This is a genomic window from Shewanella sediminis HAW-EB3, from assembly GCF_000018025.1.
GTDB lineage: Bacteria > Pseudomonadota > Gammaproteobacteria > Enterobacterales > Shewanellaceae > Shewanella > Shewanella sediminis.
This window is the reverse complement of the sequence record NC_009831.1, coordinates 2,314,351-2,326,637: the sequence shown is the minus strand read 5'-3', so window position 1 is coordinate 2,326,637 and position 12,287 is coordinate 2,314,351. Positions and strand designations below refer to the sequence as shown.

Genomic DNA, 12,287 nt, shown 5'->3' with positions numbered 1-12,287 from the left:
AGTTAATTGAGTACTAAAACAGAGGTTAATGGAGCAGATAGCCTTGTGTGGCAGGTGCCGACTCACGGCACCTATCTTTGATGATCCGGCACAGAGAGATAATACCGATTGATATAACGAAACTGCTCTTTCTCAATTCATCGGGTTAATTGAACGACACAGTTTCGACCATCTCGCTTAGCCGTATACAAGGCATTATCTGCGCGAATAAACATATCCTCGTCACTGTCATCCTTTATCGAAACTGTCACTCCGAAACTGGCGGTCACACTGCCGATTTCCGGAAAATCAGTGTCTTCGATGATTTTGCGTATTTTTTCAGCCAGATCTATCGCACCATCGATGGAGGTTTCGGGACAAATAAGCAGAAATTCTTCGCCGCCCCACCGGCCCAGCAGATCATTTTTACGGACACTCGAAGCCAAGATCTCTCCCATCTCGATCAGGACTTTGTCACCAACCTTATGACCAAATTTATCGTTAACCTGTTTAAAGTGATCGACATCGAGCAAGATCATACTAAATTGACGCTCATATCGATTGAAGCGATCAAATTCATTAATAAACAGCTCATCGAGTCGACGACGGTTATTGAGTCCGGTAAGTGTGTCCGTAACTGACAAACGCTCGATCTCCTTTCTATCCGTAATATCGTGACTTACCGAGGTAAAACCTACAATCTTGCCGTTATCGTCAAAATCAGGAGTGATCACATGGTTAAGCCAGAAGCTGTTGCCATTCTTAGCTTTATCTTTAATTTCCCCGTGCCATGTTTTTCCCTGCAGAATCGTTCGCCATATATCCTCATGGGTTTCGGCGGGAGTATCCGGGTGTTTTACAATATTGTGTCTCTTTCCCTTCATCTCTTCGGCCGAGAAACCATACACCTCGCTGCAGGCGGCGCTGGTAGACAAGATATGGCCCGCTCTGTCTGTCGATGATGTGATGACATATCTATTAATGATCTCGGCATAATTTTTAATTTTAAAATACGCGTCGGTCAGTTTTCTCTGTAACCTAGCAGGAATAATGGCTACTAAGCCCGACAGAACTAATGAAACCAGCAGCACAGTAAGCGCGGTAAGGCCCGCAGTTAACATGTTATTTTTCTTGAATTTAGCAAGCAGACTCTTGCGCGGGACGGCCATAACAAACGCTTCGTCATGGTTCTTAAGGATCTCGCTTATCTGGAAGGTGAAATGATCCCCCTTATGGGTATCTTTCACCTCTAAAACAGAATTTCCGAACTCAGGAAATTGCGTGAACACGTTAGAACGATTAGGAAGGTATCGACTCCAGCCCTGCTCAGGTAAGGGATGAAGAATAAACTCCCCCTCCTTATCTATGATATAGATATCGAAGTCGGATGATGCACCGAGTGTGGACAAGAGCGGATCGAGAGAGATGTTCGCAATGATCAAACCCGAAAACACATCTTGTGAAAATACCGGGGTCGCAATACGAAATGTTGGACGAATAGGTATCTCAATCTGACCGTGCTCCATATTCAGGTCAAAGTGTGAATGCCAATATGTCCCATCCGATAAGGGTGCAGCCTCTCTGAAGTAGTACCTATCTTGTTTATTCTGAAGCAAGGGTTTAGGGATGATGACTGGCGTATCTTCACCTTTAATTCGATCGACCCTGGCCGCCTCCATTCCCGATGATTCGATGAAACGCAGTTGCATAAATGAATCATTAGACATTGTGGCGGCAAGCAGAAGGTGATTGAGGTTACGATGTGCATCGGGACTGTTTGTCGTTACATATTTGATTGTTAACTCGCTAGCCGCGATTGCACCAACCACATTTTCTGCATGCTGCATAAATTCATAAAGCAAGTCATGTTTAATGGCCTTTTCTGCGGCCACCTTTTCACGGATCTCACTTTCAATATTGGTATATTGAATGTTGTAGTTAATCAAGGAGGTGATCACCGCAACTAAGCTACCAAACAGCAGGAAAAAAAGCGTAAATATCCAATAATACCGCCTTCGTATTATTGAGGTGGAAAAATTTGAACTGCCCGAAATCGCCTTCATATCAAGCTCTTTTACCGCTTAGTGCCATTGTTTTAACCCCTTAAAAATAGGTCTACTTTCAGTATGGATAATTATCCGCTAATTGAAAGTAAATATGTCATTGCCTGACGTCTCATAAATATGAATTGCTCCAGCATAATCTTAAAAAGCCTGAGAAGCATCACATTTGTAATAATAACCCATATTTATCTCTCCCATCTCCTCATGATTATTTTCAATATATTTCATCAGCCTGTACTAGTGAACATCTAAATCACGACGCTCATCATTCATGTTTTGCGAGAATTATCACAACAAAACAATAGCAAAAAACGTAAATTAACAACATAAATAGAGTAAATACTCTAACCAGCTAAAACTAGCAAATGTCGATCGATACTACACCTCCCCCTCATTTTTGTAAGGCAGGTGTAAACAAGCCGAATGACACTCGTTTGTTGGAACAGTTTCAGAATAAGGGGAAAATGATGGACACGTTTAAGACTCTTGAAATTAAAGAAAGCGTATTTGAAAACAACAATATTCAGGCTGACTTGTTAAGAGACGAATTGAAAGAGGAGAAAGTGTTTCTGCTCAACCTTATGTCGTCACCGGGCTCGGGTAAAACCACCACCTTAGTGAGAACCATCGAAGCGCTCGGTGAAGAAATGAATATTGGCATCATGGAAGCCGATATCGACTCGGATGTCGATGCCCACACCATAGCCCAAACCGGGACCCGGGTGATCCAGCTACACACCGGCGGCATGTGCCACCTAGATGCCGATATGACCAGACAGGGGCTGATCGGATTAGACACCGATAATCTGGATTTAGCCATACTGGAAAATGTGGGCAACTTAGTCTGCCCTGCCGAATTTGACACGGGCGCATCGAAGAATGCCATGATCCTCAGCGTACCCGAGGGGGATGATAAGCCCCTTAAGTACCCATTGATGTTCTCGATAGTGGATGTGTTGCTGATTAACAAAATCGATGCCATCGGCTTTTTCGACTTCGATATCGAAGCGGTAAAGCAGCGCGTCAGAAAACTAAACCCCAATATCACCATTATCCCTATCTCGGCCAAAACCGGTGAAGGCATTGCCGAGTGGTCTGATTGGCTGCAGCAACAGACCATAACGTGGAATCAAACATAACTGAAATCTATTGCAAGTGATATCACACGCAACTCATATCGAGCGCCATAGAGATTAAGCGCAATTGAGAGCAAGCATAAGTCAGTCGCCATTTATTGTTGGAGCCATAACCATGGTTAAAGAAAAAGTATTAGACCTCGCCAATAAGATCAGCCGAACCAAGCGAGGTTCAAGGAATGAAATTAAGCAAGGCGATCCCGAGTACCAAATCCTGGAGCCTATCGTTACCGAGCCCATGGCCGAAGTGGCACTTTGCTTAGCCTTGCGTAAGCCCCTTAGCGCACAAGAGGTCGCCCAGCAGTGCGGAAAATCGGAAGAGGAAACCGCCAAGCTTCTTTGGCAGGTCGCCATGGTCGGTGCCGCCTTTGTCAACGAAATCGATGGTGTCGATAAATACTGGATAGATGTCTGGGTTCCCGGTCATATGGAGATGATCGTCAACAACAAGGAGTTGATCCAAAAGTTCCCCCAACTCGGCGCCGCCTTCGATGCTTTTGGCAAGAAAAAGGGCCCACTCGCCGCAGGAAATATCCCCGTGGGCTCAGGGCCTATGCGGGTGATCCCCATTCAAACCGCCATCGATGGCGAGACTCGCAGCGCCTCCTATGAAGAGGTATCCAAATACCTGAATGACAACAGCCTCTTCTCGCTTTCCGATTGCGCCTGCCGCACATCGAGAGAGGCCATGGGTGAAGGCTGTGGTCACCTCAAAGAAGATATGTGCATCCAGATGGGACACGCCGCCGAATACTATATTCGTACCGGCCGTGGCCGAAAGATCACCCGGGAAGACGCGTTCGAGGTGATCAGAAAAGCCGAAGAAAATGGCTTGATGCATAGTATGCCAAACTTCGATGGCTCCGGGGAGACCCATGCCATCTGTAATTGCTGCGGTTGTGGTTGTTTCGCGCTCCGTCTTGCTGGCATGTGGCAAAATCCGGATATGGTCCGATCCAACTATGTGGTCAAAATCGATGCCGAGCAGTGCGTAGCTTGCGGCGAGTGTGTCGAGGTCTGTCCCACCAATGCATTGAAGTTAGGTCAAAAGTTATGCGAGATATCCCCCGCCAAAACGGCAAAGAGAGATTTGCCTCATGATACTCACTGGGGCCCGGATAAATGGAACCCCGATTACCGAACCAACAAACAAGTCGTACTCGATGGTGGCACCAGCCCTTGTAAGGCCGAATGCCCTGCCCATATCGGTATTCAGGGCTATATCAAATTGGCGGCTCAGGGAAAATACCGTGAGGCTCTCGAGCTGATTAAGCGAGAAAACCCCTTCCCCGCAGTATGTGGCCGGATCTGTCCGAAAAAGTGCGAGTCCGACTGTACCCGTGGAGACATTGATCATCCGGTTGCTATCGATGAGATAAAGAAGTTTATTGCCCAGCAAGATCTCGATGCTAAAACCCGTTTTATTCCCGAAATTAAGCATAGCCATGACAATAAAATTGCCATTATTGGCAGTGGACCAGCGGGACTCTCCTGCGCATATTTTCTGGCGATTGAAGGATACCAGGTCACCGTATTTGAAAAGCAAACTGCCCTAGGCGGCATGTTAACCCTGGGGATCCCCTCCTATCGACTCGAGAAAGAGGTCATCAATGCCGAAATAGAGGTATTAAGAGCCTTAGGTGTCACCTTCAGATGTGGCGTCGAAGTGGGCAAAGATATCAGTCTGAGCGAGTTAAGAGGCCAGGAATACCAAGCATTCTATCTCGCAATCGGGGCACAAGCTGGCAGACGCTTAGGTCTTATTGGTGAAGATGCCGTTGGCGTATCGACCGGGGTGGATTTTCTTCGCAAAGTAAATCTGGGCGAAACAGATAATCTTGATGGTAAGGTCGTTGTTATCGGCGGCGGCAATGTTGCCATCGATGTCGCCAGAACGGCGACGCGTGTAGGCGCCAGCACCGTAGATCTCTTTACCCTCGAAAGCTTGGATCAGATGCCTGCCCATGTCGAAGAAGTTGAAGAGGCGCTCAGTGAGGAAATTTCCATCAACAACTCCTGGGGACCCAAACGTATCATCACCCATGATGGAAAAGTGACTGGCGTCGCATTCGCCAAGTGTCTGTCCGTATTGGATGAAGAGGGCAAATTCGCTCCCCGCTTCGATGAACAGACCACCACACTGGTGGAGGCCGATCATGTGTTGATCTCAGTCGGACAGGCTATGGATTGGGGCAACTTGCTTACAGACAGTCGCCTGGAGTTAAATCCCAACCTAACTGTTCAGGCCGATCCAGATACCTTCCAGACCCATGAAGCGGACATTTTTGTCGGCGGAGATGTATTAACCGGACCTCAGTTTGCTATCGATGCTATCGCTCATGGCAAAGAAGGCGCCATCTCCATCCATCGCTATGTTCAGCACGGTCAGAGTCTGGTACTGGGGCGTATTAAGCGTGATTATCGTTCATTCGACAAAGATAAGCTGAATCTCGATGGCTTCGATAACACGCCGAGACAGGCACTCGATCATGTTGACGGTAAGGAGTCTAAGCAAACCTTCAGAGATCTGCGCGGCACCTTTACTCAGGAGCAGGTACAGCAGGAAACTGAGCGTTGTTTGGGATGTGGTGTTGCCGTTGCCGATGAGTTTATGTGTATCGGCTGCGGTGCCTGCACGACGAAGTGCCAGTTCGATGCTATCTCTCTGGTCAGGGCCTATGACGCCGATGGCGCCGACCTTCGCACGGTAAAAAAAGTCATCATAAAACACGCACTGAAACGTAAAGTCAAAATTGCGGTCAATGCGCCCATCAAGCGCATTAAAGCCCTGATGACTGACTAGAGATCTGGAACGGTCGGGTCATGAAACTATGTCCCGGCCGTTACTGTCGATCGTTTTCCCTCAAGAAAGGAGGCTGATATGCACGAACTAGGCGTTGTCATTGGAGTCGTTAAAAAAGTCATTCAAGTGGCAGAGAGTAATCAATTACAGAGTGTCGATACCATAGTGCTGCAAATCGGCCAGCTGTCATCCATGATCCCCACCTATATCCAAACCTGCTATCCGGCGGCGGTCGATGGCACAATGCTCGAGAAGACTAAGTTAGAAATTGAAATCTTACCCGCCAATGCACTCTGTAAAGCTTGCCATCAGGTGTTTAATATCATTGAAAATCGTTCACAATGTCCGCACTGCGACAGTGATGAGTGGGGATTACTCAGCGGCAAAGAGTTTATCATCAAAGAGATCATCGCTCAGTAAGCCTTTGTATCACCAGGGATAAGCTCACAATGAGCTACCCCAGCTCACTCTATTCGCAATTAATAGATGACAAAATTAGAGTACAACAGACAGATAAAGAACAATTATTTATCTAAGGTAGTGATATTTTTACGTTCGATGCTGCACTCGTAAGAGCCCATTTCAAACTCTCTGCAGATCCAGGGACGATTTTCGTAAATCGTACATAACAGGGTGTCGCGGTCGGCCGCGATACACAAACCGTCATCTAAACGCGCCATAACGTCACCATTAAACTCATCCGAGACTATGTATTCAGGCGGTACCCCCGTATCAGAGATAATCATCACTTCGAGGTGGCAACAACAAGCCTGGCAAGTTGAACAGGTCATCTGGGGATCGGGTAAATTTGTTACTTCAATAGTCATAAAGCTCAATAGTCAGAAATAGCGTCGCAATAATCGATTGGTATAATACCCTAAAGGAAGGACAATCAATAAATATATAATGGCCCCATAGCGTAAAAAAGCGCACCGGATGCCGATGCGCATTGCGTTTGAGCATTAGTATCAAAGCAAGGCCTGAGGAATGCTTACCCCTTGCCCGGCTCAGGAATAGTTAACCCTTGATCGTATAGTCCCCTTTGGTCGATAGGGTCACAGTGATCGGTGAGCTAGTCTTATTCTTCCAATACCAGCCGTGAGAACCGGCGAAAGGCGTGGTGAGCGAGCCCTTCATCTTATCTGAGGTGGTGATAGAGAAACTCTCGAAATAGCCTGTGGTATCGCCCTTTGGCTCACCGTGGAAATCGAAATACAGCGCTTCGCCACCCGTACTCCACTCATACTCTAAATGGACAAACTCATCCATCAACAACTTATACTCAAGCCCTTTGCCGGCAGGAATATCAATTTTGACGGTATCACTTCTCACTCCCGGCGTTTGACGCATCTGTGCTATCTCTGCCACAGAGGGCGCATTGGCAAGTGTTGCGCCCTGTTCGAAGGCGATAACCGTCTCCTCCTTTTGGACTGTTCCCGTACTAATTTTACTGATTGTATCTGTGCTTATTGCAGGCTCAGCAGATACGGAAGCAGCCTGTGCCAATGAGGTTAAACCAGACATCTGACCTATACCGGTCGGATCTATGTTGTACTCGGCAGGTAAAATTGCCGTGACGAACACTACAGCTGCAATAACCGTTGCCCCGATGCTCGCCTTGATTAAGGTCGCCGTCGAATGAACCGGGATCCCGTTGACTCTCTCACCGCCTGCATTCATGTTTGTACTCGTACTTGTATTCATATTGTTCGTTGTCATGCTAATTCCTTCGGCCCAGAGTTGAGCCCATTCTAATTCTGTTAGCCTATGGCCAACAGTTTGACTGAGTGGCCTGATTAAATGGCTTGATTAAGTAGCTTTAGTCAGAGTGCTAACCGGTAAAGTAGCCCGTTAACTGAAAGCCCACCAGCATCATGCCAGCGCTCATCAACAGGGTATTTGCCGCAGTAGAAAACTTAAGATAACTCCTGTGACGACGCCAAAAACTCATCAGGATAAGGACCACACCCAACGCCAGGAATTGACCGACCTCCACGCCGACATTAAACGCAAGAATATTGGGTACCAACCCCTCCTGGGGCAGATTAAACTCCTGAATTTTGGTGGCTAAGCCAAAACCATGGAACAGTCCAAAGATCATCACGGCCAGCTTAGTATTGGGCTGAAAGCCAAACAGTCGCTTAAAACCACCCAAGTTATCGAAACCTTTATAGACAATCGAGAAGCCGATGATGGCATCGATAAGGTAGGCATTGATCTGAATATCACTGAGAACACCAAATAGCAGAGTGATACTGTGCCCTAAGGTAAACAGGCTGACATACAGCAACACATCTTTACCTCTGAAGAGGAAGAAGATCACTCCCACAAGAAACAGCAGGTGATCGTATCCCGTCACCATATGCTTGGCACCGATATAGATAAAGGGAAGAATTGATACCCCTTCATTCAGGATTAAAAACTGCTTGGTATCCTCATCGACCCCGTGGGCCGACAGGGAAAACGAAGCAAATACTCCTAAGATAACCACCAATAAACTCACCATTAATTTCATGGTGTGGGCCAAAGATTGGCTCATTACACATACTCCAAAACGTCGGTTCAGTCCGTAAAATAGAGGACTAATCCGTTAAATGCAGGACAGTTGTCAGCGGTAAAGCGGCCTGAAACATGTCCATATAGTTTGCTATGGCGAGCGCCTTTCATTACAAATAAAGTCCACGATAAAGAGACTGCTTGGTATGAAAGAGAGAGCTCGCAAAAAAGAGTAGATGCTATGCGTGCGGAGGGGGGATCGGTGGCGCGTAACGCAGGTTAAGGTAAGAGATATCGTCGTCGATAAGCGTTTCAGACTGGAAAAAGCTCGTCATAAAAACAGCGTCTACCGGCGGATGCGACGGGGTATGGGAATGGTTCGCGTGCTCATGCTCCGCTTCCAAAGGCTCAGAGACTGGCTCTGAAAAAAAGTCAAAAACGGGTTCGGTGGCATTGAAGGCAGTATTCTCATGACCATGGACCAGACTATCACCAGATGAGCCTGAGCTTTCACTTACGCCATGAACATGATGATGATTAACATCTATGCCCATAGGGTGCTCGCCATCGGAATATTGAACGGAGAAAGCGGAGCCCGTCGCTAAAACCTGACACATTAAGACCACCAGCAAGATAGCCAGTGTTAACTTAGAATGCACTTTTTCCCTTGAATTCACTGGAAGCAAACTCGCTGTGTGCAAGGATTTGAGCGTTTTAGTGTGAAACAGGTCTAACTCCAATTAGTGCTTTTCTTCTGGGGAGCATGAGCTGATAACGAACGGCTCGAGGGCATTCGCTTTAAGCTTAGGTCCAATGCATTAAATCAGATCTCTACCGAAACATCCAGCGACTAAAACTGACTGTAAATAGAGTATCACGGTTCATACCTCAGTTTATGTCCCTGTTAATTCCGCTGTTTCTCCCTTCGCACAGACGTAACAAAACTTCACACAAACCCCGACAATTGTCCTGAAAATAATGCCAGGGACAAAGTAGCATCAGAGTTAATCAAATGTTTTTTAACTCACAATATTCTAAATACCATTTACAAAAACTTCATCAATTTAAAGAGAATAATAAAGGGGTCAACAGTGAAACATAAAGTAGTAAAAAGTCTGATATCGGCAGCCATTCTTGCAGCACTAGTCGGTTGTAATGACAGTGGTAACACCGACGTAGAAGAGGTCTGCGGTGAAGATAACTGTATAAAGTTTACCGTACTCCACACTAATGATAATCACGGGCGATTTTGGGAAAACAAACATGGCGAGTATGGCATGGCCGCCCGTAAGACATTAGTCGAACAGATCCGCAACCAGGTCTCTTCAGATGGCGGTGAAACCATCTTGCTCTCTGGGGGAGATATCAATACAGGGGTTCCCGAGTCTGATCTACAAAACGCTGAGCCGGATTTTCGAGGTATGAATCTCATCGGTTACGATGCGATGGCTGTAGGTAATCATGAGTTTGACAACTCGCTATCAGTGGTGGAGCAGCAAAGGAGATGGTCTGATTTTCCTTGGCTCGCCGCGAATATTTATAAAAAAGAGGTCAATGAAGAGGGAGATGAATCTCTGGTTCGCTATTTCGATGCATATAAAATTTTCGACATCAATGGGCTTAGAGTGGCTGTTATTGGTCTTACAACGGAAGATACCGCCACTATAGGTAACCCGGAGATAGTCGGCGATCTCACCTTTACCGATCCTAAAGATGAGATCAAGAAAGTCATCGCTGAGATTGAGCAGGACAACGCTGCCGACGTTATTTTTGCAACGACACACATGGGACATTACGCCGATGGACAAAGCGGCAGCAATGCTCCCGGCGATGTCGCGCTTGCCAGAGCATTATCTGAGGGGCAACTGCAAGCGGTCTTTGGCGGTCACTCACAAAACCCTGTGTGCATGGAATCCGGCACCAATGACTATGCCAACTTCCAACCCGGAGATGAATGTATTCCCGATCAGCAAAATGGCACGCATATAATGCAAGCCTATGAGTGGGGGAAGTATGTAGGGCAGGCAGATTTCGAATTCTATGGCGGTAAACTTCATCTGGCCAGTTACCAATTAATTCCGGTAAATTTAAAAGTAAAAGACGAAAACGGCGATCGGATTTTGGTCGGCGATAAGATTAAGCCCGATCTATATGTCAAAGCCTTCCTTAAGCCTTTCAAAGAGAAGGGGGAGGAACAACTCGATGAAAAGATTGCCTTCACCCAGGATACCTTGGCTCGTGGAAAAAGTGACAGGCAGATAGAACTTGGTCACCTTATCGCACGCTCAAATAGTTCCTTAGTCAATGCCGATTTTGCGGTTATGAATTCAGGCGGTATTCGTGCCTCTATCGAAGCGGGTGACATTACCTACCGGGACGTATTAACCGTACAACCCTTCGGCAATACCATCACCTTAAGCGAGTTCACGGGAGCGGAGGTGACAGAGTATCTCAATGTTGTTGCCACTAAACAGGTCGGCTCCGGCGGGTATGCCCAACTGTCAGGCATCAAGATGACTGTAGATTGTCAGGAGCAGCAGGTCGATATCAGCGATATCAACGGTAAGGGGTTTAGTAATGATGCAAGCTACACCTTCACTGTACCCAGCTACAGCGCCTCTGGCGGCGACAGTTACCCTAAACTCTCTACTGTGGATCTGGGGATCACAGATGAAAAAGCCCTGAAAGACTTCCTCGCCGACAGGGGGACGATATCCAGTGGCGAGTTCGCCCCGGTGCCGGGGGATATCGTTTATCAAAACTCCGAGAGTGTCACAGGTTGTAAAATTTCACAGTAACTGTGCTTATGCCATTTAGGGTATGTCTCTGAATGGTATTTTTGTCCTACCCACCCCTTTGCCACCTTCAACGGTGGCATTTTTTTAATATCGGATGCAGAGCAATACCGATGCCATTAGTGCGCTTGAAACCAAAAGCGCACTAATGGTTGTTAATCAATCCCTTATCGCCGTTTCAAGTGCCAATACCATCATCTGATCGAAGGTTGTCTGCCTCTCAAGCACACTCATCTCACCGCCTTTGACGACATGATCAGAGACTGTAATGATACTCAGAGCCTGCACACGGCTCTCTGCAGCAATGGCAAAGAGTGCCGCAGATTCCATGTCCATCGCCAAAATATTCATTTTCTGTAAAGCCGGAAGCAGATTATCTGGATCACCATAAAAGAAGTCGTTAGTAAAAATACCACCGACTCTCACTTTAGTTTGGAGCTCGTCGGCAGTTTGCCAGCAGTTTTTTAACATCTCAAAATCGGGAACCGAGGCGTAATCATAACCGGCAAACCTTGCCCTATTGGTCCCGGAACCGGTAGAAGCTGCATTAACGACAATAATATCCCTGAGGTTAATATCTTCGGCCACCCCACCGCAGCTCCCTACCCTGATAAGCTTCTTAGCGCCATATTCATGGATCAATTCATGAGCATAGATAGAGACGGATGGGATCCCCATGCCATGGCCCATCACACTGATCCTAACGCCTTTATAGAAGCCGGTGAAAGCGAACATGTTTCTTACATCGCTCACTAGCCTGGCATCTTCTAAATAGTTCTCTGCTATATACTTAGCCCGCAGGGGATCGCCCGGCATGAGTACGATTTCTGCAATATCATTTAAGCTTGCATTAATATGTGGAGTCACGGTTACACCTCTTTTTTTAAAGTTAGGATTTATGAGTTATCACGCATCAAATCGATGACTTGCTCAGAAGACCTGAGGGTTATCTCGACCAAATTATTTTTATCTTATCGATAACGTTATGCAGTTCTCAGGACATTTGTCTGGGTGT

At 46.7% G+C, this 12,287-nt stretch carries 10 protein-coding genes; 4 read left to right on the top strand and 6 right to left on the bottom strand.

What is annotated here, in order from left to right; translation table 11 throughout:
* Positions 1-137: 137 nt before the first annotated feature.
* Positions 138-2,042, bottom strand: coding sequence for a sensor domain-containing diguanylate cyclase (locus tag SSED_RS23625; RefSeq protein ID WP_012142280.1), 1,905 nt, complete (start codon positions 2,040-2,042; stop codon positions 138-140).
* 467 nt (positions 2,043-2,509) lie between these two features.
* Here SSED_RS23625 and hypB point away from each other — a divergent pair, with 467 nt between their 5' ends.
* From hypB to SSED_RS10025, 3 genes are all read left to right on the top strand, one after another.
* Positions 2,510-3,181: a hydrogenase nickel incorporation protein HypB gene (gene hypB / locus SSED_RS10035; RefSeq protein ID WP_012142279.1), complete on the top strand. Its 672-nt coding sequence runs from the start codon at positions 2,510-2,512 to the stop codon at positions 3,179-3,181.
* Positions 3,182-3,293: 112 nt separating this feature from the next.
* Complete coding sequence (locus SSED_RS10030) at positions 3,294-5,981, top strand: FAD-dependent oxidoreductase (RefSeq protein ID WP_012142278.1); 2,688 nt, start codon at positions 3,294-3,296, stop codon at positions 5,979-5,981.
* A gap of 78 nt (positions 5,982-6,059) precedes the next feature.
* A complete protein-coding gene (locus SSED_RS10025) occupies positions 6,060-6,401 on the top strand; it encodes a hydrogenase maturation nickel metallochaperone HypA/HybF (RefSeq protein WP_012142277.1) in 342 nt (113 codons plus the stop codon).
* 104 nt (positions 6,402-6,505) lie between these two features.
* Here the strand turns inward: SSED_RS10025 and SSED_RS10020 are convergent, their stop codons facing one another.
* From SSED_RS10020 to SSED_RS10005, 4 genes are all read right to left on the bottom strand, one after another.
* Positions 6,506-6,808: a YkgJ family cysteine cluster protein gene (locus SSED_RS10020; RefSeq protein WP_012142276.1), complete on the bottom strand. Its 303-nt coding sequence runs from the start codon at positions 6,806-6,808 to the stop codon at positions 6,506-6,508.
* Positions 6,809-6,998: 190 nt separating this feature from the next.
* Positions 6,999-7,700, bottom strand: a complete 702-nt coding sequence (locus SSED_RS10015) for a hypothetical protein (RefSeq protein WP_012142275.1) — start codon at positions 7,698-7,700, stop codon at positions 6,999-7,001.
* A gap of 112 nt (positions 7,701-7,812) precedes the next feature.
* Entirely contained in the window at positions 7,813-8,520 is a 708-nt protein-coding gene (locus tag SSED_RS10010; protein ID WP_012142274.1) for a HupE/UreJ family protein, read from the bottom strand.
* Positions 8,521-8,716: 196 nt separating this feature from the next.
* Positions 8,717-9,136 carry a hypothetical protein gene (locus SSED_RS10005; RefSeq protein WP_012142273.1) on the bottom strand — a complete coding sequence of 140 codons (420 nt, stop codon included), beginning with the start codon at positions 9,134-9,136 and terminating at the stop codon, positions 8,717-8,719.
* A 432-nt stretch (positions 9,137-9,568) separates the two neighbouring features.
* Between SSED_RS10005 and ushA the strand changes: the two genes are divergently transcribed.
* The gene (gene ushA, locus SSED_RS10000) at positions 9,569-11,275 is read left to right on the top strand and encodes a bifunctional UDP-sugar hydrolase/5'-nucleotidase UshA (RefSeq protein WP_012142272.1); all 1,707 of its coding nucleotides are present in this window, start codon (positions 9,569-9,571) and stop codon (positions 11,273-11,275) included.
* Positions 11,276-11,431: 156 nt separating this feature from the next.
* Here ushA and deoD read toward each other — a convergent pair whose 3' ends face one another.
* Positions 11,432-12,139, bottom strand: a complete 708-nt coding sequence (deoD, locus tag SSED_RS09995) for a purine-nucleoside phosphorylase (protein WP_012142271.1) — start codon at positions 12,137-12,139, stop codon at positions 11,432-11,434.
* Positions 12,140-12,287: the final 148 nt, after the last annotated feature.

Coding starts and splice junctions, on each gene's coding strand:
- SSED_RS10025 (WP_012142277.1), top strand. CDS start 6,060: ATGCACGAACTAGGCGTTGTCATTGGAGTCGTTAAAAAAGTCATTCAA.
- SSED_RS23625 (WP_012142280.1), bottom strand. CDS start 2,042: ATGAAGGCGATTTCGGGCAGTTCAAATTTTTCCACCTCAATAATACGA.
- SSED_RS10010 (WP_012142274.1), bottom strand. CDS start 8,520: ATGAGCCAATCTTTGGCCCACACCATGAAATTAATGGTGAGTTTATTG.
- SSED_RS10030 (WP_012142278.1), top strand. CDS start 3,294: ATGGTTAAAGAAAAAGTATTAGACCTCGCCAATAAGATCAGCCGAACC.
- hypB (WP_012142279.1), top strand. CDS start 2,510: ATGGACACGTTTAAGACTCTTGAAATTAAAGAAAGCGTATTTGAAAAC.
- SSED_RS10020 (WP_012142276.1), bottom strand. CDS start 6,808: ATGACTATTGAAGTAACAAATTTACCCGATCCCCAGATGACCTGTTCA.
- SSED_RS10015 (WP_012142275.1), bottom strand. CDS start 7,700: ATGACAACGAACAATATGAATACAAGTACGAGTACAAACATGAATGCA.